The sequence below is a fragment of the Pseudonocardia sp. CA-142604 genome (assembly GCF_050948475.1).
In the GTDB taxonomy this organism is placed as follows: domain Bacteria; phylum Actinomycetota; class Actinomycetes; order Mycobacteriales; family Pseudonocardiaceae; genus Pseudonocardia; species Pseudonocardia alaniniphila.
Window position 1 is genome coordinate 6,561,305 of record NZ_CP192045.1, and the last position, 22,162, is coordinate 6,583,466.

Annotated in this window: 18 protein-coding genes; 9 read left to right on the plus strand and 9 right to left on the minus strand. The window is 68.0% G+C overall.

Annotated elements, in window-relative coordinates:
- Positions 1-269: 269 nt before the first annotated feature.
- On the plus strand, positions 270-1,586 hold the full coding sequence (locus ACQPZQ_RS29700) for an alpha/beta hydrolase family protein (protein WP_433286174.1): 1,317 nt from the start codon (positions 270-272) through the stop codon (positions 1,584-1,586).
- Positions 1,587-1,674: 88 nt separating this feature from the next.
- Positions 1,675-2,880 carry an MFS transporter gene (locus ACQPZQ_RS29705; protein ID WP_433299412.1) on the plus strand — a complete coding sequence of 402 codons (1,206 nt, stop codon included), beginning with the start codon at positions 1,675-1,677 and terminating at the stop codon, positions 2,878-2,880.
- Here ACQPZQ_RS29705 and ACQPZQ_RS29710 read toward each other — a convergent pair.
- Positions 2,858-2,965 carry a hypothetical protein gene (locus ACQPZQ_RS29710; protein WP_433299414.1) on the minus strand — a complete coding sequence of 36 codons (108 nt, stop codon included), beginning with the start codon at positions 2,963-2,965 and terminating at the stop codon, positions 2,858-2,860. The two genes, ACQPZQ_RS29705 and ACQPZQ_RS29710, sit on opposite strands and share 23 nt — an antisense overlap.
- Before the next feature lie 774 nt (positions 2,966-3,739).
- Here ACQPZQ_RS29710 and ACQPZQ_RS29715 point away from each other — a divergent pair.
- The 3 genes from ACQPZQ_RS29715 (at position 3,740) to ACQPZQ_RS29725 (ending at position 9,247) form a co-directional block, all read left to right on the plus strand.
- On the plus strand, positions 3,740-4,822 hold the full coding sequence (locus ACQPZQ_RS29715) for a GlxA family transcriptional regulator (protein ID WP_433286176.1): 1,083 nt from the start codon (positions 3,740-3,742) through the stop codon (positions 4,820-4,822).
- A complete protein-coding gene (locus tag ACQPZQ_RS29720; protein ID WP_433286178.1) occupies positions 4,819-5,982 on the plus strand; it encodes an FAD-dependent monooxygenase in 1,164 nt (387 codons plus the stop codon). Before ACQPZQ_RS29715 ends, ACQPZQ_RS29720 begins: the two co-directional genes overlap by 4 nt.
- 418 nt (positions 5,983-6,400) lie before the next feature.
- Positions 6,401-9,247, plus strand: coding sequence for an AAA family ATPase (locus ACQPZQ_RS29725; protein ID WP_433286180.1), 2,847 nt, complete (start codon positions 6,401-6,403; stop codon positions 9,245-9,247).
- 41 nt (positions 9,248-9,288) lie between these two features.
- Here the strand turns inward: ACQPZQ_RS29725 and ACQPZQ_RS29730 are convergent, their stop codons facing one another.
- The 3 genes from ACQPZQ_RS29730 to ACQPZQ_RS29740 all read right to left on the minus strand — a co-directional run bounded on the left by ACQPZQ_RS29730 (position 9,289) and on the right by ACQPZQ_RS29740 (position 12,084).
- Positions 9,289-10,524, minus strand: coding sequence for a cytochrome P450 (locus ACQPZQ_RS29730; RefSeq protein ID WP_433286182.1), 1,236 nt, complete (start codon positions 10,522-10,524; stop codon positions 9,289-9,291).
- A 107-nt stretch (positions 10,525-10,631) separates the two neighbouring features.
- Positions 10,632-11,864: a hypothetical protein gene (locus tag ACQPZQ_RS29735; RefSeq protein ID WP_433286184.1), complete on the minus strand. Its 1,233-nt coding sequence runs from the start codon at positions 11,862-11,864 to the stop codon at positions 10,632-10,634.
- 64 nt (positions 11,865-11,928) lie between these two features.
- Positions 11,929-12,084: a hypothetical protein gene (locus ACQPZQ_RS29740; protein WP_433286186.1), complete on the minus strand. Its 156-nt coding sequence runs from the start codon at positions 12,082-12,084 to the stop codon at positions 11,929-11,931.
- A 1,038-nt stretch (positions 12,085-13,122) separates the two neighbouring features.
- Between ACQPZQ_RS29740 and ACQPZQ_RS29745 the strand changes: the two genes are divergently transcribed.
- Both ACQPZQ_RS29745 and ACQPZQ_RS29750 read left to right on the plus strand, forming a co-directional pair.
- A complete protein-coding gene (locus tag ACQPZQ_RS29745) occupies positions 13,123-13,509 on the plus strand; it encodes a hypothetical protein (protein WP_433286188.1) in 387 nt (128 codons plus the stop codon).
- Positions 13,510-14,674: 1,165 nt separating this feature from the next.
- Positions 14,675-14,887 (plus strand): DUF4332 domain-containing protein, encoded by a 213-nt coding sequence (locus tag ACQPZQ_RS29750; RefSeq protein WP_433286190.1) that lies wholly within the window; start codon positions 14,675-14,677, stop codon positions 14,885-14,887.
- Positions 14,888-14,963: 76 nt separating this feature from the next.
- Here ACQPZQ_RS29750 and ACQPZQ_RS29755 read toward each other — a convergent pair whose 3' ends face one another.
- Genes ACQPZQ_RS29755 through ACQPZQ_RS29765 form a run of 3 tightly spaced genes read right to left on the minus strand, consistent with a single transcriptional unit; the run spans position 14,964 to position 18,653 of the window.
- Entirely contained in the window at positions 14,964-16,451 is a 1,488-nt protein-coding gene (locus tag ACQPZQ_RS29755; RefSeq protein ID WP_433286192.1) for an MFS transporter, read from the minus strand.
- Positions 16,452-16,492: 41 nt separating this feature from the next.
- Complete coding sequence (locus ACQPZQ_RS29760) at positions 16,493-17,893, minus strand: amidohydrolase family protein (RefSeq protein ID WP_433286193.1); 1,401 nt, start codon at positions 17,891-17,893, stop codon at positions 16,493-16,495.
- A gap of 19 nt (positions 17,894-17,912) precedes the next feature.
- Complete coding sequence (locus ACQPZQ_RS29765) at positions 17,913-18,653, minus strand: FadR/GntR family transcriptional regulator (protein ID WP_433299416.1); 741 nt, start codon at positions 18,651-18,653, stop codon at positions 17,913-17,915.
- Between the two features lie 152 nt (positions 18,654-18,805).
- Here ACQPZQ_RS29765 and ACQPZQ_RS29770 point away from each other — a divergent pair, with 152 nt between their 5' ends.
- Positions 18,806-19,174 (plus strand): DUF488 domain-containing protein, encoded by a 369-nt coding sequence (locus tag ACQPZQ_RS29770; protein ID WP_433286195.1) that lies wholly within the window; start codon positions 18,806-18,808, stop codon positions 19,172-19,174.
- 18 nt (positions 19,175-19,192) lie between these two features.
- Here ACQPZQ_RS29770 and ACQPZQ_RS29775 read toward each other — a convergent pair whose 3' ends face one another.
- Complete coding sequence (locus ACQPZQ_RS29775) at positions 19,193-19,546, minus strand: DUF3040 domain-containing protein (protein ID WP_433286197.1); 354 nt, start codon at positions 19,544-19,546, stop codon at positions 19,193-19,195.
- A gap of 37 nt (positions 19,547-19,583) precedes the next feature.
- Complete coding sequence (locus ACQPZQ_RS29780; protein WP_433286199.1) at positions 19,584-19,736, minus strand: hypothetical protein; 153 nt, start codon at positions 19,734-19,736, stop codon at positions 19,584-19,586.
- Positions 19,737-20,206: 470 nt separating this feature from the next.
- Between ACQPZQ_RS29780 and ACQPZQ_RS29785 the strand changes: the two genes are divergently transcribed.
- Positions 20,207-22,153 (plus strand): CHASE3 domain-containing protein, encoded by a 1,947-nt coding sequence (locus tag ACQPZQ_RS29785; RefSeq protein WP_433286201.1) that lies wholly within the window; start codon positions 20,207-20,209, stop codon positions 22,151-22,153.
- Positions 22,154-22,162 lie beyond the last annotated feature (9 nt).

The window sequence follows — 22,162 nt, forward strand, 5'->3', positions numbered from 1 at the left end:
GCAAGGTCTCAATCTGGCAGCATGCGCGGACCCGCCCCGCACACCCGCCCTCCGACGGCGCCGCAGGGGTCCGACCCAGGCAGAAGGCCCGTAGCAGCCTGCGACATAAGCCGCGTGCCCAGCGCTGCACGGGTCCGCGCTGTCAGCGATAACGCACGAAAGGCAGGCTTCGCGTGTGAGCCCGTGTCGTGCACAGATCGTGAGAACCTGGCCACACTGACCGTCGTGGCTGAGCGAACGGTCGGAGGAATACTCGAGGGGTTCCGGGAATGACCCGCACGCGCCGTGTCGTCGTGATCGTGTCCACAGGTCTGTGCGCGTTGCTGGTCCTCGTGGCCGGCGGGTTCGTCGGGCTGGGCTGGTGGATCAGCGACTCGGTGACGAAGCCCGATCACCAGCACTACACGAACCCCGAGCATTCCGACGTCGTACTCAGGGTCGAGCGGGCCGGGTCGGAGACGAACGTGGTGATCGGTGATCCCGACGCCCACGCCCGCCGACCAGGGACATACCGGATGGTGTGGGACGGCGTCGAGGCGGTGGTCGGCGACGTCATCGCGGCCTCACCCGACTCCGTTGCGCGCCCGATTCTCCGTGGCGCGGTGCCGTCGGCCGGGACGACGGTGGCGGTCACCGACGTGATGATCAGCGACCCGAAGTCCTCACTCGGCCTCGACTACGACGAGGTCTCGGTACCGACCGAGCTCGGCCCGGCTCCCGCCTGGTACGTGCCGGCGTCCGGGCCGGCCGGCTCGACCTGGGTGATCGCGGTGCACGGTCAGAACGGCCGACGCAACGCCATGCTCGCCATCCCGGCGTTTCACCGGTTGGGCCTGCCGGTGCTCGCGATCACCTACCGCAACGACGAGGGGGCACCGGGCGCGCCGGACGGGCTCATCCACTACGGCGAGTCCGAGTACCGCGACGTGGAGTCGGCGGTCCGGTACGCGCAGGGCATGGGCGCGACGCGGGTTGTGTTGTACGGCAGCTCGATGGGCGGTCAGATCGTCGGCCAGTTCCTCGTTCGCTCGTCGCTCGCCACCGCCGTCAGCGCGGTTCTGCTGGACTCGCCGCTGGTCAGCATGCCGACGGTCGCTGCATTCAGCGGGCGGCAGAACGGAGCACCCGGCCTGGCGATCCGGCTCACCAGCGACATCATCTACTGGCGAACCGGGGTTGACATGGATCAGCTGGACCTGATCGCCCATCCGCCCGCCGTCAAGCCGCCGACCTTGCTCATCGGCGGGTCTGCGGACAGCCAGGCCCCGGTGCAGATGGAGCGTGACTTCGCCGCAGCCGCACCGGGTATGGGCTGGACGGTGGAGTATCAGGAGTTCCCCGGCGCGGAGCACGTGGAGTCGTGGAACTCGGACCCCACCCGCTACGAGAATGGGTTACCGACTTCTTCGCTCGTGAGATACCGGCCACCCGACAGTGAATCCGGCAAAAGGGCACACAATCGCACGTACGCCGCAACCTCTCGAATCTGCATTCCCGAGCTGAGGCGTCAACCGCCCAGCACGAGGATCGACATCGACAGAACGTCTCGTTCGCGTCTGCACCGACGTGGCAGCATGGGGAGGTGACAGACGGGAATCGGAATTGAACGCTTCTCCTCGCATTCCGCTCACATCCGACCAGCGGAGTTCCTTCCTCGCTGCGCTGCTCGGATGGATGATGGACGCGTTCGACTACTTCATCGTCGTGTTCGTTTATGCCGACATCGCCAAGGATTTCGGCGTCTCGCTCACACAGATGGCGTTCGTCACGACCGCCACCCTGGTCATGCGCCCGGTCGGAGCGATCCTCTTCGGGCTGTGGGCCGACCGCAGCGGACGGCGGATCCCGCTGCTGACGGACGTCTGCTTCTACTCGGTGGTCGGGTTCCTCTGCGCGTTCGCACCGAACTTCACCGTGCTACTGGTCCTGCGGCTGCTCTACGGCATCGGCATGGGAGGTGAATGGGGCCTCGGCGCCGCGCTGGCCATGGAGAAGATCCCGGCACGCCGCCGCGGCTTCTTCTCCGGACTCCTCCAGCAGGGCTACTCGCTGGGATACCTGCTGGCGTCGCTGGCCTCGCTCGTGGTGATCACCACGCTGGGGTTGTCCTGGCGCTGGCTGTTCGCGCTGAGCATCATCCCGGCGCTGATCAGCCTCCTGATCCGGGCCCGGGTGCGGGAATCCGAGGTCTGGAGCGACACCCGCCGGCGGATGCGGATGACCAACTCCTCGATCCGCGACGTGCTGCTCAACCCGGCCGTCGTGCGCCGGTTCGGCTACCTGATCCTGCTGATGACCGCCTTCAACTGGATGAGCCACGGCACCCAGGACATCTATCCGACGTTCCTGCAGGCCACCCACGACGGCGGAGCGGGCCTGCCGGCCGCCACGGCCACCTGGATCGCCGTGCTCTACAACATCGGCGCGACGATCGGTGGGCTCGTGTTCGGCAGCCTCTCCGAGCGGTTCGGGCGCCGCTACACGATCGCCTTCTGCGCCGTGATCGGACTGCCGATCGTGCCGCTGTTCGCCCTCTCCCACACCGCAGGACTACTGGCCCTGGGCTCGTTCCTCATGCAGGTGATCGTCCAGGGCGCGTGGGGCGTGATCCCGGCCCACCTGACCGAGATGTCCCCCGACGCCATCCGCGGGTTCTATCCCGGCGTCACCTACCAACTCGGCAACTGCCTGGCCGCGTTCAACCTGCCCATCCAGCAGAGCCTCGCCGCCACCCACGGCTACCCCTACGCACTGGTCATCACGGTCGTCCCGGTCCTCGTCGCGATGGCCGTGTTCACGCTGATCGGCAAGGAGGCCAAGGGCATCGAGTTCGGCGGCCGCCTCGGGACCGATCCGGTCAGTGCACGTGTACGGCGATGAGTGCGGGAGTCGATGACGCGCGTGCATCGCGCAGCGCGGTGGAGAGTTCGTCCGGGCGCCGCACGACGGTGCCGACGCAGCCCATGCTCCGGGCGAGTCCGGCGAAGTCGACATCGGTCAGTGTGGTTCCGACCGGCTTGCTGACACCGAAATGTCGGGCGTAATCCGGCACGGACACGAACACCGAGCCCGGGGCGGAGCCGTGGCCAGGTGGTAGGCGCGGGCGAGCGCGGCCGGCACGTCCTGGGCCCGCGCAGGCTCGCAGCTCCATTTCACGTGTGGAGTCCTATTCCTGTATGTCACTCGGCTGATCCGGCGCCCGGTCGTCACCGTACAGGAACGGAATTCTGGAGGATTTCGACGATCAGGTCTTCGACAGGCCAAAAAGTCCTCGAATGTCTGTCGATGAGGGCCTCAGTGGTGAATTCAGCTGCGTCACTACGTCACGACCTCAGTCATCTTTCAGATCACAGCGGTGGCGGGCAACGCTTCACTGGAAGGCCGTCAGCCCGGGTCCGACGAACCAGGAGGCGATGGTGGGTGCCTGGCGTGGAGCGTTCGAAACTGCCGTGAGCGAGAGGCGTGCTCACCATGGGCAGGGCGCCTGCAGGACACACGGGATCTGGTCAGGAGGACCACACAGACTGGCGATCGTCGTCCTGGAGAGCACCCGCGCGCTCGACCTTGCCATCCCGGTTCAGGTGTTCGGCCTGGCCGTCTTCACCACGCTGCGAGGCCGGGCAACTCCGCACTACGACGTGTTGCTCTGCGGTGACGTGTCCACCATTCCTGGCCACGCACTCGGCTCACGCTCGGGGGCCTGGCGCCGGTCGAGGCGATCACCACTGCCGAGACCATTGTGGTGCCGACGCTCGGGGATCCGTTGACCGCGCAATGTCCGAAGGTACTCGAGGCTGTCGCGGAGGCGGGAGAGACCGGCGCCCGGATGATCTCGTTGTGCACCGGCGCATTTGTCCTCGGTCAGGCCGGTCTGCTCGATGGCCGTCGCGTGGCCACGCACTGGTCGTGGACCACGGCTTGTCGTGCAGCTTTTCCCAGGGCCGAACTCGAGGAGAACACCGGCTTCGTCGACGACGGGCAGATTCTGAGCTCCGCATGCATGCCGGCCACCACCGAACTCTGCCTGCACGTCCTCAGCGTCGATCTCGGCCGCGCCTACGCCGAGGCCGTGGCCCGCCTACTGATCCACAAGTCGGGCGACGCATCCTTGGAGCAGCAGGCTCGGGCCGTGCCAGTTCCACGGCAAACGCCAGTTCCACGAACAACGAACGGTTCGCTGGGGCCCCTGCTCCGCTGGCTGACCGAGCACCTCCACGAGCCTCTCGACGTGGAGCGCATCGCGGACCGCGCCCACCTCAGTGCCCGCACTCTGACGCGCCACTTCCGAACCCAGACGGGCACGACGCCCACCGAGTGGATCCTGCGACAGCGGATCGAGGCTGCACGATCGCTGCTCGAAGATACGGACCTCACCGTGTTGCAGGTGGCCCGCAGAGCCGGGTTCGGCACCGCGGAGACGATGCGGCGCGCATTCACCCGACGCCTGGGGATCAGCCCTCGCGACTATCGCATCGCCATCCGCGGTCACTCCGGGTTCGACCACACTCCGCATCCCGGAGCGTCGGCGCTCCACCGTGCGGATTTCACGTCCACAGGCCGCGCGGGCCTCGTCCCGAGCCGGCCGGATTCGTTGCGCCTCCGCTCCGGCCGGACCTACAGTTCACTAGATAGTCAGTGTACTGATCATCAAACCCACCAGATGGGCAAGGAAATTGACGACGGAATGTCCGAAAGCCGCGTATCGGATGCCGGGAGGACCCGCGGCGACGCCGCAGTGCGGGCACTTCTCGCTCGAACGACTACACATGCCGACATTCGGAATGTGGCGCGCCGTGAACACCGGATCGGAGGTCTGAGATGAAAGGCATCGACGAGGCGATTGTCGTCGGTGGGGGGATCGGCGGACTGGCAGCCGCGCTCGCCTTGCAGAAGTCTGGATGTGTCGGCCGGATCCAGGTACTCGAACGGGCTTCCGAGTTCGGCGAGCTCGGCGCCGGGGTGCAGCTGGCGCCGAACGCGTTACGGGCCCTGCAGACCCTCGGCGCGTACGAGGACATCGACAGGTACGCGGTCTACCCGCGCCGCCTGGTGATGATGAACGCGCTGACCGGCTCGTTCATCACGGCCCTGGATCTCGGTGGCCCGTTCGTCGAGCGGTTCGGGGTTCCGTACCTCCTCCTGCACCGCGGTGACCTGCTCACGATGCTGCTCGACAGGGCGAAGCAGTTCGACGCGATCGAGCTGCGAAGCGGAGTGAACGTCACCGGCGTCGAAGCCGACGGGTCGGGTGCGCGTGTCATCGCAGGAGCAGAAGATCTGCGGGGCGATCTCGTCGTGGGTGCGGACGGCCTGCGTTCGGTGGTGCGAGCCTGCCTGTTGGGTGGCGCCCGACCCGTGGGCGAGGGGTACGCCGCCTACCGCGGAGCCGTCCCCTTCGATCGCGTGGCCTCGATCGCCGACGGTGAGGATGTTCTGCTCTGGGTGGGCCCGGGGATGCACCTCATCCAGTACCCGATCCGCCGCGGTGAGCTCTACAACCAGGTGGTCACCTTCCACAGCGATCGCTACTCCCCCGACCACGACGACTGGGGCACCGAGGCCGAGCTCGACGAGCGGTTCGCCGTCGCCTGCGGTTCGGTGCGTACGGGACTCGACCTGATCGACCGCCGGCGTCGGTGGGAGATCGTCGACCGGGATCCGGTGGACACCTGGGTGCGGGGCCGGATCGCCCTCCTCGGGGACGCGGCACACCCGATGGTTCAGTACGTCGGGCAGGGCGCCGCGCAGGCGCTCGAGGATGCCGCGAGCCTCATGGCCGCGCTGAGCGCGGAGCCCGATGTCGACGCGGCGCTCGCCCGGTACGAGCGGGTTCGGGTTCCACGCGCGTCACGGGTGCAGGCGCTGGCGCGCCGGTTCGGGGAGGTGCTTCACGCCGACGGAATGAGCGCGGTGATGCGTGACCGCCTGCTGGCTGCGAGGTCCCACGCGGACTACTCGGAGATCGAGTGGCTCTACGGGTGACGCGGTTGCGGATCTGTTCGAGCGCCGTGAAGTCGTCGGTGAAACGAGGCAAGGACTCATCCCAACCCCTCCAGAACAGTCCTACCGAAATCTCGAGGCACTGGCGGCACGGCTGTTGCACCTAGGGGTGCAGGCGTGCCGTCGCCGTGCCTCCACTGCGGGGGAACTGCAGGCGATGCGAAACCCGAGAGGGACAAGTATGTCCTTGGTGATCTTCCGGTCGACACGAAGACCTTGGAGGGCCTCGAGGTCGGATTGTTTGTCTCGTCGGCCGCTCGGGCTCCGTTCAGATCTCTCGGATTCTTGATGCTCAGGGGTGCACAAGGAATCCGCCCCGTGCTCAGGCGCGGTGTGCGATCAGCAGAAGGGCAGTGGCCACGGGTTTCCGTCCTCGTCGACCTGCGGATCGGGTGAGGACGTGGAGTCGGGTCTCCGCTGGCAGCCTGCGCATCTCGTCGGTCGCGACGCCGACATCGAGGCGATGCGGACGTTTCTCGAGCGCGCATCCATCAGCGGCGGAGCGCTGCTGCTCCTCGGGGGCCCGGGTATCGGGAAGAGCGCAGTGCTCGACCTCTCCGCAGGCGCAGCAGCTGTCCGGGGCGCCCACGTGCTGCAAGCGGCCGGCGTGGAGTTCGAGGCCGATGTCGCTTACTCGGGCCTCAACCAGTTGCTGTTCGCGCTGCGCGAGTCGTTGGGCGAGCTCGGTGAGGTCCATCGGGAGGCCTTGGAGGTGGCCCTGGGATTCGGCAGCGGACCGCCGCCGGACCGCCTGCTCGTGTCCACCGCCGCGTTGCTGCTGGTGCGTAATGCCGCCGTCGAGAGCCCCGTTCTGCTGGTTGTGGACGATCTGCCGTGGCTCGACCGTGCCAGTGCCGGGGTGCTCGGTTTCATCGCCCGCCGCCTCAAGGGAAGCCGGGTCGGCTTTCTGGGCGCGGCACGGTCGCACGCAGGAAGCTTCTTCGAGGGTGGGGACCTCCCCGAACACGAGCTTCAGCCGCTGGACAGCGGGGCGGCGAGTGAGCTTGTCGCGCAGCGGTTCCCCACGCTCGCGCCGAGTGTCCGACAGCAGGTGCTGGCCGAGGCGCAGGGCAACCCGCTGGCGTTACTGGAGCTGCCGACCGCGCTGACCGGACCGCAGCGCCGCGCGATGGCGCTCGTGCCGCCGGTGTTGCCGCTGACACGACGTCTGCGGTCCTTGTACGCCTCGCTGATCCCGACGCTGCCGGAGTCGTGCCGGCGGATCATGCTGTTGGGTGCGCTCGATCGCAGTGGTGGCCGGGACGCGCTGCGTGCGGCCGCGGCGTTGTACGACCTGGACAGCCTCGCTCCCGCTGAGCGCGAACGACTCGTCCACGTCGACGAGAACAATCGGCGCTTCGAGTTCCGCCACCCACTGGTGCGGGCAGCCGTCGTCGAGGTGTCCACCGTCGGCGAGCGGCGCTGGGCCCATCGGTGCCTCGCCGACGTGCTGACCGAACACGCCGAGCGTCAGGCGTGGCACCTCGGGGAGAGCGCAGTGGAGCCCGACGAGGAGATCGCTGCTCGCCTCGAGGAGGCAGCCTGCCTGACGCAGCTCCGCGGCGACACCGCCGGCTCCATCGCTCTGCTCACCCGTGCTGCTGCGCTCAGCCCGAGTACGGCAGCGCGGGCCGCTCGGTTGGCCGAGGCCGCCTATCACTCTGCCAACTCGGTCGGCGAGCTGTCCGGTGCATCGCATTTGCTCGACGAGGCCACGCATGCGAGCGGTGCAGGGAGTGCCTCGCTGCACGCGGTCGCCGCGAAGGCGCTGTTGATGATCAACGGCGAGGGTGACGTCCTGACCGCGTACACGATGCTGGTGAACGCGATCGAGACGGGCGAGCACGGATACGACGCGAACGACAAGGCCTTGATCGAGGCGCTCTACACGCTGATGCTGATCTGCTGGTTCGCCGGCAGGCACGAGCTGTGGGCACCGGCCTTTGCCGCGATCGACCGCCTGACGCCACAGACCCCGGACATGCTCCGGATTCTGTGGAGCACATTCGCGGATCCGGCGCGCACCGGACGGGCCGCGGCGCCGGCCCTGGACGCGCGACTGGAAACCGTGGCCGACGAGAACGACCCGATGCTCCTCCTCCGGCTCGGCGGTGCATCCGTCTACCTTGATCGGCTCGCGGCGACGCGGGAGGTCCACTGGGAGATCGTGCAGCAGGGCCGCGAGGGACTTGCTGCCGTTCGTCGCCACAGCGCAGCCCTGATTCATCTGTGCCACGACATGTTCCACACCGGCCGGTGGGACACGATGGCCGAACTCGCGGACGAAGGGGCGAACCTGAATCTCGCGCACGGCTACGGAGCCTCCGTCTGGTACTTCCGCCGCATGCGCAGCCTGCACGCCGCCGTGTGTGGCGATCACGAGGCCAGCCAGGCGATGACCGACGAGCTGATCCGGTGGTCCCGCGCTCGCAGCGCATGCGGGATGGAGTGGTTCGCCGTGCACCCTCGGACGCTCAACTACATCGGACAGCGAGACTTCGAAGCCGCCTACCGCGAGGCGAGCGTCTACAACGAGCCGGGCGTGATCGCGTCGCACATTCCGCAGGCCATATGGACCAGCTTCGATCTCGTCGAAGCGGCGCTCAAGACGGACCGACCGGCCGAGGCCTGGGCACACGCCAACGCGATGCGCGACACCGACCTCCCCGGGCTGTCGTCGCGGATGGCGTTGCTGACCGGCGGCGCCACGGCGATGGTCGCAGGCGATGACGAGTTCCGGAGCAGCTTCGACGACGCGCTCGCCCTACCGCACAATCCCCGGTGGCCTTTCGATTTCGCCCGGGTCCGGCTCGCGTACGGCGAGCGGCTCCGTCGCATGCGGGCAACGGCGGATGCGCGCGTTCAGCTTGCGGCTGCCGCGGACATCTTCGACCAGCTCGGCGCGCAGCCCTGGTACGACCGGGCCTACAGCGAACTGCGGGCCACCGGGATCAGCAAGCCGCGACGAGCCCTGTCGGAGCCTCCCGCCCTCACTCCGAAAGAGCGTGAGATCGCCGAACTGGCCGGTTCGGGCCTGACGAACAAACAGATCGGAGAGCGTCTCTTCCTTTCCCACCGCACCGTCGGCGCACACCTTTATCAGATCTACCCCAAATTGGGAATCGCTTCCCGGGCGGCCCTCCGAGATGCACTGGCAGCGCCTCCCGAACACCCGCGCACCGCGGATGGCTCACCGTCGGGCCGCCCGTCAGCGCGCAGGCCACCGGCAGATGGGAAGGCATGCTGAGCCGAACAGCTCCGGGGCAGATCTTCACATCACCCATGCTGTCACCAGCTCACCGGGAGTTCTTGCACCCCGTAGACGACCATCTTGTCACGAAAGCGGATCTCCTCCAGCGGCACCGCGAGATGCAGACCGGGGAACCGGCGCAGCAACGCCGGATAGGCGATCTGCAGCTCCAGCCGCGCCAGCGGCTGCCCGAGGCACTGGTGCACACCGAACCCGAAAGCCACATGGTGGTTCGAGCCGCGGTGAATATCGAGCTCATCCGGAGACTGGAACACCGCGGAATCCCGATTGGCCGACTCACTCGCCGCGATGATCCCCTCGCCCGCGCGGATGGTCACTCCACCGATCTCGATGTCCTCCAGGGCAACCCGGCGCCGCCCGGCGTGGAGCACCGTCCACAGCCGCAACAACTCCTCCACGGCGCTCTTCACCACGGCGGCATCACCGTCGCGCACCTCGGCGGCCTGCTCGGGGTGCTCCAACAACGTGAGCGTGCCCAAGGCGATCATGTTCGCCGTGGTCTCGTGGCCGGCGACGAGCAGCAGCGTCGCAATGCACACGGCGTCGTCACGGCTGAGCCGGCCGGTCCGGATGTACCGCTGCGCGAGCCGGCCGAGGATGTCGTCGGTCGGCTCGGCCTCTTTCATGACGAGCAGGCCGGTCAGGTAATCCCATAACTCGTCGTTGGCGCGCGTGGCCGCTTCCGGGCCGGCCGTGGTGTCGAGAAGTGCGCGGGAGCAGGACTGGAAGAAGCCGTGGTCGGAATAGGGCACGCCGAGCATGTGGCAGATGACCATCGACGGCAGCGGGAGCGCGAACGCCTCCACGAGGTCGACCGGCCGCGGGCCGCGCTCCATCGCGTCGAGCAGGTCGTTCACGAGCTTCTCGACGACCGGGCGCAGTGCCTCGGTGCTCCGCGCCGAGAAGTCGCCGATGATCATCTTGCGATAATCCGCGTGCTCCGGGTCGTCCATGCCGATGAAGCTGCGGGTGAACACCCGCCCGATGCGCATCGCCTCCGACTGGATGGGGTATCCCGGCCGGTCCGTTTCAGAGCTCACCCGGGGGTCGGAGAGGATGCTGCGGACGTCTTCGTAGCGGGTGATCAGCCAGGGTGAGCTGCCGTCCCACAGCCGGACCCGGCCGACCGGTCTCTCGGCACGCAGTTGCGCCAACTCTGAAGGCGGGTCAGACGGACAGGTACGGGCCATCGGGTAGGCGGGCTCCGCGGCATTCTGCCCGTCGTGGCCAGGGGTGATCGAGATGGGTGTCATGAGGTCTCCACTATGATTAGCAATACTAAATAAGTGCGAGGGCGTCGCCGCCGCACGATCGTCGCGATGACGTCAGGAAGGTGACGGGCAGCGGCCCGCGCAGGCTGTCAGAACGGCATCTCCGGCTGAAGGCCGAGCCGCATGCGCCCGACGTTCTCCCACGTGCGCTCGAACTGGAGCGTGACGTGCGTGCGCACCATGTTCAGGTCACGGAAGTAGCGCTCGATCCGACGGCCCTTGTTCGCGGCACTCGACCCGCTCGTGCGGAAGATCGTCTCGACCGCCCTCGACGCGAGCTGGACGATCTGCTGCTCGATGAGGATGAGGCGACGGTCCTCCTCGTCGCTCACGGGCTCGCCGGTCTCCATCGCGCGCCGCGCCTGCTCCGTCCAGATCTGCGCGACCTGGTGAAGCGCCGCTTCCGCGGTGTCGACGTACGCCGTGGCCTCGCCGAGCAACCCGTGGAAGACCGGCAGGTCGGAGCGCCGCGGCGACATCGGGCCCCACTGGTGCTTCGTCGTGAGGTTCTCGATGTACTCGTCGATCGCCGCCTGCGCGATGCCGACGCACACCGCGGTCGGCTCGGAGATGAGCAGGGACCCGATCGACCCGTAGAACGTCGGGTTCGGGTACAGGCCCCGCCCCGGGAACTCCACGACGGTGCGCGCGGGGTTCGGCGACGGCACAGTGTGGTGCTCGGGGATGAACAGGTCCTCCACCACGACCCGCCGCGAGCCCGTGCCACGCATGCCGAGCGTGTCCCAGTTGTCGACGATCCGGAACTGGTCGCGGCGCATCGCGACGAAGCGCGTGTCGACTGGCTCTCCGCCGCGCTCGGTGGTCACAGCGGTGGCACCCATGAAATGCGTCGACACGTCGCAGCCGGACGCGTAGTCCCACCAGCCGGTGATCCGGTACCCACCGTCGACCCTCAGGGCGGGCGCGGGGATCGCGGAAAGCGGGCAGCGGAAGTCACCGTCCCCGAACAGCTCGACCTGGGCCTGCTCCTCGAAGAGCCCGGCGATGACGTTGTGCGTAGCCATGAGCCCGAAGACCCAGCCGCTCGAGGGGCAGCCGCGCGACAGCTCGACCGTGACACGCAAGAAGGTGTCGAGATCGAACTCGTAGCCGCCGAACCGCCGCGGCTGCATGATCCGGTAGAGGCCGGCGTCGATGTAGTCCTGCAACGTCGCGTCGGGCAGACGGCCGAGCGTCTCGCACTCGTCCTGGCGCTCCCGGAGCCTTCCGCGCAGCGCCGCCGCCCGGGAGATCATCTCGTCCGGACCGAGGTCCGGCTCCGGCGGATCGATGCTGCGCGTGCTCGCGTCCTGTGCCGTCATCAGGTGCTCCTTCGAAGGTCGGCCTCTCGGTCGGTCGCCATGCGCAGGCCGCGGAAATTCGTCATCACCGGTCGCCTCGCCGGGCAAGCATCTCCTTCAGCGGGGTGAAGTCGTATCCGTCATCGGTTGGATCGATCCCAGCAGTGAACAACGTGGCGCCTTCGGCCAGGAAGTCGTCGGCGCGGACCGCCCGGGGCCACGCGATCGCCCGTTCGATCACGGTCTCGTCGCGACGGCGCCTGCTGCGTACTGCCGGCTGCAGGCCCTTCGGCGAACAGTCTCATCCGCGTGGCGAGGATCGCGCCAGGTCGGATCGTCACGAGTGCCACCGGACCGAATCTGAACACCGACACGAACCGGACGATTCATCGGGCGGAGCAATGCATCAGTGCACGCCCCCGCAGTGGGGGCAACGACGGGGACGAAAGAGGACAAGTGTTCCCGGTTGCCGATCAGCGAGCGCCACCTCTCGATGCCGTCGCAAGGATCGGTTCCCCATGCACCGCTCCTCTCCGGAAAGTTCTGATCGTCACTCGCGGCGCGGAGCGGGGGTGAGCTCCGTGATCCGTCGCCGTATCACCACACTGGCACGTTCGGTGTAGACGCGGGCGAGACGATTTGTTGACAGTACAGGCAGCCCACTCCCAGCAGGTAGGTAGATCGCATGACCACACTCGGGCCACGCTTGCAATTTCGAGTTGACGGCGCCGAGGATCTTTCCCTGTCGTCAGGGCACGGCATCGGGAGCAAACGTGATGTCGGTCGCCATCGTGACAGGTGCAGAAGGAGACATACCAGTCCTCAACAACGCACCACATCGGCATTGCTGTTGCTGCAGAACGGCAGGAACCTCCCAGCACGGCCGAGCGCGACGATTCACACCTATTTCCGCCGCGTATGTCGGCTACTCGCTACGAGGACCGTAGTCTGACGTCGCGCACGAGCGTTCCCGCTCGTTCAGGGGTCCATTCTGACGTACATACGCACGGTGCCGGACCGGGACTGGAAATACTGCTGAAGCTGGGGACTACTCGCCGTGCATCCGGCGCTGACCACGCTATTCTCGGGAGTAATCTGCAAGACAGTGGAACATCGGGCCAGGGATTCGAATCTGTCCGGTAGCAGAATAAAGAACGTCGCGGACCCGTTCCCCGTGCCGCCATTATTGTAAAAAATGGCACTCATCGTGCATGAGGAGTAAGTGCATGGTCCGTCCCATTGTTGGGAGCGCACGGAGAAGTCGGGGCGGGGCGGCCGAGTGGATTCGACTGCCTCGATCGTCTCCTCATCTGTAGTCGTCGGAGTCGACGTCTCGGTCGATTCTTCTACCGAAAACGGCGCCGGCTCGCTTGTCAATGTCGACGTGGACGCCGAAGAGGATGGAGCCGGAGACGGGGACAGGGACGAAAGGAGGTTGAACCCCGTCAAACTCTCGATCCCCACCAGCACGCCGATAATGCCACCGACGATGCTGATGAAGGCGGCGAATTTCTTGTTGTCAGACTCCTTACCGGAGCTCCCCGAATCCTCCGCCACAAAGTTCAGCTTACTCGACGCCTTGTACGCGCCCGACCACTACCCGTGGCCGGCCGAGCTGATGGACGCTGCCCTGGATCGCACACAAGGCGTTCCACCGGTCGGCTAGCCACCATCTCCGTGACCGCGGCGCACGGCTCGTCTCCGCCCACAGGACGAGCCCCGCCCCTCGACCAGGAAAGTCCTGGCCTACGCGGAACAGGCCATCCGCTGGTTCGACACCGAACGCCCCGTGACACTGACGCTGCTGGAGCGCATGGCCGCACAGGGCCTGCACTCCCACGTCCGGCGCCGCGCATGGGCTATGCGCAACTGTCACGGCCGGCAGGGCCACACGAACTGGCCGCCGCCCACCAACTCGCAGCACGCTCGGCAGCCGAAATCTCCGACACGACCGGCCTGGCCCACGTACTCCGTAGCCTGGCCAGAGCCGACGCCCGACTCGGCCACCACACCGCAGTGCAAGCCAGGCTGGACCGGGCACTCTCGCTGTTCGAGAACCTCGGCGACGCATGCCACCGCCTACACGCCGCGCCATTACGCCTGGCTGTCCGACGGCCAGGACGACCCCGAAACCGCACTCGCACTCGCCACCCGCGCACCCTGTCCGTTCGATCACCTGCACCCCGGGCGAGGCCCCCGCGACGAACGCCATGGGGTGGTATCTCCATCCTCCACGGCAAAGTCCGACACCGCCGTCGGACTTTGCCGGGACGCACTCGAACTCCTTCGATCATCGGGCGAACGGGTTCGGCCAGGCCGACGCCCGGGAGAGCCTCGGGATGGCCTACCACCAACTACAACGGTTCGACGAAGCGCTGGACGGCTACCGCCGCCCGGCAGGCCCACGACAACGAGGTCGAGACACTGATCCGGCTCCGAGGCAGCCACCTGGCGCTGAGCCGGCGGATCGAGGCCGACGATGCCCTCCGGCAAGTGGTCTCGATCCGGCAGGATCTCGGCCTGCCGTCGATCGGGCTACCCAGACCGGCCCCTGGGCGGACGCGGCACAGGCCCATTCGCTATCGGGTGATTCCACCGTGCCCGCTGCGCCACCCATGGTACGAATGAATTCATACCAAGAATGCGACCGCGCTCGATCAAGCCTCGACCAGACAATGATCGGGCCGGAGCGAATCACGGTACATGACTTGAACCGGCTCGACGTGACATGAGTAGATCGCTATTCCGGCTGCCCCGGACCTGTGGCGAGCCACCATGGAGGCGCGCATAATGCGGTCTCCGCACACGACAAAGACCGGAGGGAACCCGTCATGGCTGTTGTGAACGACCTGGCCGACATCAAGGGCATCGGGCCGAAACACGCTGCGATGCTCAAGGAGATCGGCGTCGACTCGATCAAAGAGCTGCAGCACCGAAAGGCCTCCCACCTGAAGGAAATGATCGAGACCCGACACGGCAAGGTGATCGGCATTTCCGAGCAGACCTGTCAGGGCTGGATCGACGCGGCCAAGGCACACAGCTAGTCGACGGTCGGCTCACTCCGAGAGGCAACCGTCGCCTCTCCGTCCGTCAGACCCGCGCGGGGCTGGCCCTCGATTCTCATCGCGACTCTGCATCAGCCGAGGATCCACCGCGGTTATCCCGCGCCTCGTGGCTGATGTCCTCGAGGGCCACGCCCTGGGTCTCCGGCCCGAACCGCACGGCCGTCGCCATGATCACGTACATCACGCCGACCATGACGAAGATGCCGACCGCACCTGCGGCGTCGAATATCACGCCGGCCAGCAGCGGGACGAGTGAGGCGGAGACGAGCGCAACCGTCACCGATGCACCGGTGCCGAACGCCCGCACCTTGGTCGGGTACAGCTCCGGTGCCCACACCCAGGCGGTGGTGTTGAGCAGAATGAACATGAGCTGCAGCAGCCCGCCGAGCACCAGGATCATCGCGAGACTCGCGGACGTACCGAAGGCGATCGCGACGACGACCGCCACCACCGCCCCGTACCCGAGCACCATCCGTCGCTTGAGCCGGTAGCCGAACACGCTCGCAAGCACGGCTCCGATCAATCCGCCGATGTTGATGATCGTGGTGTAGGCCAGCGAGGTCGACACATCGATTCCGCGTGCCACGAGGACGGTCGGCATGAATACGGTGATCGTCACCTGCGCGCCGAACGTCATCGCCGAGACCACCCAGATCACGAGGGTGTTCCTGGCGAGCGCGCCGGAGAAGATCTCTGCGAGCCGGACCCGCTGCCGCGGCAGCCGTTCGCCCTCGGCGGCGTCGACATACGCGGTGGGCTGCGTGTCCCGCAGTGGGCGGAGGCGGTTGGCGGCGAGCCGGGAGAGCACCTCGTTGGCCGCCGCCACTTGCCCCTCCACCAGCAGGTATCGCGGCGACTCCGGCAGGAACCAGCGATAGACGAACACGAGTACCGCGGGCAGTGCGAGCAACCCGAGCAGCCAGCGCCACGCCACCTCGGGACCACCGAGAGTGGTCTCGAGCGGGCCGAGCACGACCGCGGCCAGCGCCGAGGAGACGAAGATCCCCAGTCCGCCGGCTGCGATGTTCACGGTGGCCACGGCGGCCCCCCGGTACTTCGTGGGCATCAGCTCGGCCACCAGCGTGAGCCCGGTGTTCAGCTCGCCGCCCAGCCCGATTCCGACGATGAAGCGGGCGACGAGCAGCCAGCCGATGTCCGGAGCGAACGCGGCAAGCAGCGCGCCCACCGTGTAGAGGACCAGGTTGTACATGTAGGTGACACGCCGGCCGTACCGGTCGCCGGTGATGCCCGCGATCAGCGAGCCGATCGCCATGCCCGCGAACGTCAGCGTCGTCAGGAGCCCGACCTGGGTGTTCGACAGCTCCCATTGCGCGGCGATGAGCGGGGCGGCGAGCCCGACGTTGTACTGCTCGATCGCGTCGAACAGCGCGCCGAACGCCACGAGCACCAGGATCAGCACGTGCGCCCGGCGGAATGGGATGCGGTCCAGCGCCGCGCCGAGCTGGCGCTGCGCCCGGTCCCTGAGCTGCTCCGTCGCGGCGCTCGTGGGACCTGTGCCCGGCGAGGAAGCCGATGTGGACATGGCTGTGCTCCGTTCGGTGGGTCCTTCGGTCGGGGTGGGGCTCAGGTGAGCAGGTGGCCCGGGATCGGGGCGGCGTGCAGCGCCGCGCCGATGGGCCCAGGGTCGTGGAAGCCGTCGGCGTCGAGCACGACGCGTCCACCGCTGATCACCATCTCGGCCCAGCCGGTCAGCTGATGGCCCTCGTAGGGGGTGTAGTCGCTCTGCATGTGCAGGTCGGCAGCGGCCGCGGTGCGCCGCGCGACCGGGTCGAGCACGACGATGTCGGCGTCGGCTCCCACCCCGATCATGCCCTTGCTCGTCAGGCCGTTGAGGCGCGCGGGATTGGTGGCGAACATCGCCACGAAGCGCTCGACGGGCATCCCGTCCTCGGCCACGAGCCGGGTGAAAGCCACCGGCAGCCGCGTCTCCACCCCGGGCAGGCCGTTGGGCATGACACGGACGTCGTCGCGGTGCTCCGACTTCTGCGACGTGGAGTAGCAGCAGTGGTCGGAGCCCAGCGTGTCGACATCCCCGACGACGGCGCGGGCGCGCAACGCGGCCACCGTCTCCGCGGCGCGCAGGGGCGGGCAGCACACGAAGCGCTCCGCGTGCTCGCCTCCGTAAGTGCTCTCGTCGAGGGCGAGGTAGTGCGGGCAGGTCTCGGTGTAGGCGCGCACGCCACGGCGACGGGCGGCACGGACCAGGTCGACCGCCTCAGCGGTGGTCTGGTGCACGAAGTACACCGGTGCGCCGACGTGCTCGGCGGTGGCGAGCACCTGGGCCACAGCTGCAGCCTCGGCCAGCTCGGGGCGGGTGAGCGCGTGATGCTCGGCGTCAGCACGGTGGGCCGCGGCGGCGAGCCCCTGCGCGTCCTCGATCACGTGGTCGGCCTCGGCGTGCACGTAGGCGATGCCGCCCTGAGCGTGCAGCGTGCGCAGCACTTCGAGCACGGTGTCCGGCCCCGCCATGACGACGTCCCTGTACGTCGTGAACATCTTGATCGTCCGGACGCCACCGTCGGCCATGGCCGCGATCTGCTTGGCCGTGGTGTCGTCCCAGGAGATCACGCACCCGTGCAGCGCGGTGTCGCACCGGGAGACGGTGGCGAGGTCCCGGCGCTCTTGCACGGCGTCGAGCGGGCTCTGGCCAGGCTCCGGGATCGCGAAGTCGACGACCGTGGTGGTGCCGCCCCAGAGCGCCGCGATACTCGCTCCTGCGTAGTCGTCGAGCTGCGTGTACGCGCCGAGTCGCTGCCCGATGTGACAGTGCGGGTCGACCCCGCCGGGGATGACGAGCTTGCCCGTGGCGTCGACCGCCCGCTCGTGCGGCGGGAGCGGCAGCATCGGGTCCTGCACCGCGACGATCCGGCCGCCCGTCACGACGACGGTGGCGGGGCCGCTGCCGCCGGCGTTGACGACGGTGCCGCCGTGGACGACGAGGTCCGCGGGCTGTGGGAGGGACATCGGCGAAGGCTCCTGGGGGTCAGGCGTCGCCGCGGAGGGCGGCATCGCTGGCGGCGGGGTTGAAGATCACGGCGTCGACCGAGGCGAGGTGGGCCGTCATCGCCTGTGCGGCGCGGGCGGCGTCGCCGCTCGCGATGGCGCCGAGCACATCGCGGTGCTGCCGCAGCTGACCCTCGCGGGCCTGCAACGAGCTCACCGCGTGCTGGTTGACCAGCAACCACAGCGGATGCGTCTCGGCGTCGACGAGCTGGCCGACGATGCCCGCGAGCAGTGAGTTGCCGCAGCCGAGCGCGAGGTCGGAGTGGAACCGCAAGCCCAGCTCCATGAAGCGGGGGATGCGGCTGGGCTCCGCGACGATCTCGGTGGCCTCGTCCAGATCGCGGGTGAGGCCACGGAGCCGGTCGGTGTCGATTCGCGTGGCGGCGAAGGAAGCGACGACGGGTTCCAGCGCCCGGCGGGACTCGATCAGCTCGCGGGGCGCGACGTCCAGCGCGGATCCCTCGATCGCGGCAACCCCGGCATGTGGCCCGCGCACGTAGGTGCCGTCGCCGTGGCGTACCTCCACGGCACCGATGAGCTCGAGGGCGAGGATCGCCTCGCGCACCGTGGTGCGTGAGACGCCGAGCCGCGCAGCAAGCTCGCGGTCGCCGGGCATCCGGACGCCGAGGACGTACTCACCCGCGGCCATTGCCGTCAGCAGCTCCTGCGCCACGGAGAGATAGAGGCGGGGCGCCCGCTGCTGGTCGGATTGGTCGGACATCTGCACCGCGAGAGGTTAAACCTGTTTCCCGCTCGTGCGCCAGCCGCCTGGCGGTAGCGGCTGCCGGACGCCCACATCGCGCGGGCGCGCCCTCGGCCTCGTCGGGCAAGGTGCACCTCCGGCTCCGACACTTGTCGAATTGGAGGTCACACATGGACGCCATCAGCTTGTCCCGGGTCTATGACCACGAGCCTCACGGCGAGAGCCGGTGTTACCTCGTGGAGCGGCTGTGGCCGCGCGGGATGCGCCGCGAGGAGGTGGAGCTGGACAGCTGGGCGAAGGACGCCGCCCCCAGCCACGAACTCCGCATGTGGTTCGGCCACGATCCGCAGCGCTGGGAGGAGTTCCGCCGCCGCTACTTCGCCGAGCTCGACACTCGTCCTCAGGCCTGGCAGCCACTGGTCGACGCCGCGGCGACCGGCGCGATCACCCTGCTCTACAGCTCCCGGGACCGGGAGCACAACAACGCCATCGCTCTGCGGGACTACCTGCTCGATCGGCTGGCACGCCAACGGGGCTGAGCATGCAGATGCGTCGCGTCACGGTGCCTCGGCACCGCCGCCGTAATCGACCGGGGAGCGCATCGGCGGCCCAGGGCGCACCGTGGGTTTCCAGTCGACATCGGAGCGGACCGGTGCCTGCGATTCCGCCGCCGTCCTCTCGCCTCCGTGTGACGTGTGCTTCGCGACGGTGCTCGGAGCGGTGGTCCCGCCGATCGCCGCGGTTGTCAGTGCCACCAGGGCGAACACAGACAGCGCCAGGTAGCAGAGCACATTCCAGACCGAGCGACGGCGCACGGGAGCAGCGAGCTTGCGGGCCAGCTCGGGGTCGCTTCTCCGGAGAGAGTCCGCGATCTTGCTCAAGCGGATGAATTCATTGTGATCGAGCGCCATGAGTGTGCCTAGTCCGATCGGTCGGAAGACCTGTTGGTCATTCGTCGGTCAGCGCGGAGTCCGTCCACTCGAGCGAAGGCCGGGCCGTCACGGTGACAGCGCCCCCGCAGTTCCAGCAGCTGGGCTCCTTGGCGGCATCGCGGCCTTCGACCTCACAGTGCCCGCAGAACCAGTGGGCCACGACCGCCATAGCTGCCACCCTTTCGTTCCGGCGAAGTCGATCGTTGTAGCGCAGATGGACGTTCTGATCCTTGTCAAGCCAGTGTCGGCGCGAGGTGTGCCAGGTACATCACCGCCAGCAGCCGTCACGATCTGCTGCTGACCGGAGTGCTCGGACTCCTGCTGGTAGGTAGCGCCTGCACGTGGCTCGTCCCCGACATCGGCATGGCCCCGCGGTAGTCCGCCGAACGGCGGAACGCCGGCTCACCGCTGCCGGAATCGGCTCTGTCCGACACGCGCCATCCATGCCCTGATCTGCGACAATGTCGGCTTGGTGCGGATGCCGTGTACGTGCTTCTCGACTGCGCCCTCCGTGGCTCACACCTGGCGGGCGATGCCTGTCGTGGAGCGCTCCACAGCCATCACAGGCGGCACCTCCCGCTCCCCCGGGCCGACAACGGGCGGCAGATCGTCGCGTTCACCGCCGGGAGGTGAGCCACCGTGCGCGGCAGCCTGACCAGCCGGATGGTCACCGCCAGCGTGTTGCTCACGCTGCTGACGAGCGCCGCATTCGCCGTGCTGCTGCTGGCGATCCGTGATCAGCGGAACTCGGCCCAGCTGGATCGACACTCGCAGGAGGTGCTGGTCGCTGCGGCTCGGGTCGAGCGAAACCTGGTCGATATCGAAACAGGGACCCGCGGCTACTTGTTGACGGGCGACGACCGGTTCTTGCAACCGGCGCACGCAGGCGAAGCCGATTTCGCGCAGGCCAGCCGCGACCTCGTCGACCTCACCAACATCGCGGACCAGAACGAGGCGCCCGGAAGGCTGACCTCGATCCACGTGTCGGGAACAGCACAGGCGATCAAGATCAAGGGTGAATCGTACATAAGAGACTATTTTCGCCCGCTCATAGCGGCGGCGGAACGCGGCGATCCAGCCGCGCGCAGCGTCGAGAACGCGCAGTTGGGCAAGTCGAAGTTCGACGACATCCGGTGGGACTTCAACACACTGGAGCTGGCCGAGCAGCGAGTCGCCGCCGAGCGTGACGACCGTGCGCGTGAGATCGCCAACCGGGCCACGATCGCCGCGATCGCCGGGCTGGGCGTCACCGTGGTGCTGGTCGGCCTCTTCGCCACCTACCTGAGCAGGGCGATCGCACGACCGGTCCGCCAGGCGTCCGTGACGGCGGAGCAACTCGCGAGCGGGGATCTGTCGACCCGCATGCCGACGACCGGAGTGGCCGAGATCGGAGTACTCGAGAAGTCTTTCAACACCATGGCCGGCTCGTTGGAGCGCAGCCAATCGGAGCTCGCCGATCTGCTCGCGGAGCAAGCCGCCCTGCGCCGGGTCGCCACAGTCGTCGCCGAGGGCACCCCGCCGGAGAAGGTCTTTCCCGCGGTCACCGAGGAGGTGGCTCGGCTGCTCGACGTCGACGGCACGCGCTTGATGCGCTACGAAGCCGACGGTACGGCGACCATCGTCGCCAGTTGGGGCGAGCCGACGATCGTCCCGGTGGGCACGAGGATCACGCTGGAGGGACGCAACATCGGATCTCTCGTGCGCAGCAGCGGCAAGCCGACGCGCATCGAGGACTACGCGGACGCCCCCGGCTCTGCCGCCGCGATCGCCCGCGAGCGCGGCATCCGTTCGACCATCGGCGCGCCCATCATGGTCGAGGGGCGGCTCTGGGGCGCGGTGAGCGGATTCATCACCAAGACGGACGCGCCGTTCGCTTCGGGCATCGAACTGAGGCTGGCCAACTTCACCGACCTCGTCGGCACCGCCATCGCCAACGCCCAGGCGCGGGCCGACCTCACGGCGTCACGAGCGCGCGTGGTGGCCACCACCGACGACATCCGCCGCCGCATCGAGCGCGACCTGCACGACGGCACCCAGCAGCGGCTCGTCTCACTCGTACTCGAGTTGCGCAACGCGCAGGCCGACATCCCGGACACCCAGCCCGAGCTGAGAGCCGAGTTGGCCGACATCGCCGACGGCCTGGTCGCCGCGCTGGACGACCTGCGGGAGATCTCCCGCGGCATTCACCCGGCGCTGCTCGCCACGAGCGGCCTGGGGCCGGCGCTCAAGGTGCTGGCCCGCCGCTCACCAATCCTGGTCGAGCTCGACCTCGATCTCGACGGCCGCCTCCCGGAGCATGTCGAGGTCGCGGCCTACTACGTGGTCGCGGAGGCACTCACCAACGCCGCCAAACACGCGCATCCCACAGCCATATGGGTTGCGGCCGACGTGGTGGACCGCCGCCTCCAACTGTCCGTCTGCGACGACGGCATCGGTGGCGCGGACCCGGCCAAAGGCTCCGGGCTGACCGGCCTCACCGACAGGGTCGAGGCGCTCGGCGGATCGATCACCGTGCACAGCCCGCCGGGTGAGGGCACGGCGATGCACGTCCGGCTCCCCCTCTCGGCTCCCGCCGAACCCACCTGACGGCCGGGA

Excerpts from the sequence above, each read along its gene's own strand:
- ACQPZQ_RS29710 (WP_433299414.1), bottom strand. The coding sequence starts at position 2,965 with ATGGGCTGCGTCGGCACCGTCGTGCGGCGCCCGGACGAACTCTCCACC.
- ACQPZQ_RS29755 (WP_433286192.1), bottom strand. The coding sequence starts at position 16,451 with ATGTCCACATCGGCTTCCTCGCCGGGCACAGGTCCCACGAGCGCCGCG.
- ACQPZQ_RS29775 (WP_433286197.1), bottom strand. The coding sequence starts at position 19,546 with ATGGCGCTCGATCACAATGAATTCATCCGCTTGAGCAAGATCGCGGAC.
- ACQPZQ_RS29780 (WP_433286199.1), bottom strand. The coding sequence starts at position 19,736 with ATGGCGGTCGTGGCCCACTGGTTCTGCGGGCACTGTGAGGTCGAAGGC.
- ACQPZQ_RS29760 (WP_433286193.1), bottom strand. The coding sequence starts at position 17,893 with ATGTCCCTCCCACAGCCCGCGGACCTCGTCGTCCACGGCGGCACCGTC.
- ACQPZQ_RS29770 (WP_433286195.1), top strand. The coding sequence starts at position 18,806 with ATGGACGCCATCAGCTTGTCCCGGGTCTATGACCACGAGCCTCACGGC.
- ACQPZQ_RS29720 (WP_433286178.1), top strand. The coding sequence starts at position 4,819 with ATGAAAGGCATCGACGAGGCGATTGTCGTCGGTGGGGGGATCGGCGGA.
- ACQPZQ_RS29705 (WP_433299412.1), top strand. The coding sequence starts at position 1,675 with ATGATGGACGCGTTCGACTACTTCATCGTCGTGTTCGTTTATGCCGAC.
- ACQPZQ_RS29730 (WP_433286182.1), bottom strand. The coding sequence starts at position 10,524 with ATGACACCCATCTCGATCACCCCTGGCCACGACGGGCAGAATGCCGCG.
- ACQPZQ_RS29750 (WP_433286190.1), top strand. The coding sequence starts at position 14,675 with ATGGCTGTTGTGAACGACCTGGCCGACATCAAGGGCATCGGGCCGAAA.
- ACQPZQ_RS29765 (WP_433299416.1), bottom strand. The coding sequence starts at position 18,653 with ATGTCCGACCAATCCGACCAGCAGCGGGCGCCCCGCCTCTATCTCTCC.
- ACQPZQ_RS29735 (WP_433286184.1), bottom strand. The coding sequence starts at position 11,864 with ATGACGGCACAGGACGCGAGCACGCGCAGCATCGATCCGCCGGAGCCG.
- ACQPZQ_RS29700 (WP_433286174.1), top strand. The coding sequence starts at position 270 with ATGACCCGCACGCGCCGTGTCGTCGTGATCGTGTCCACAGGTCTGTGC.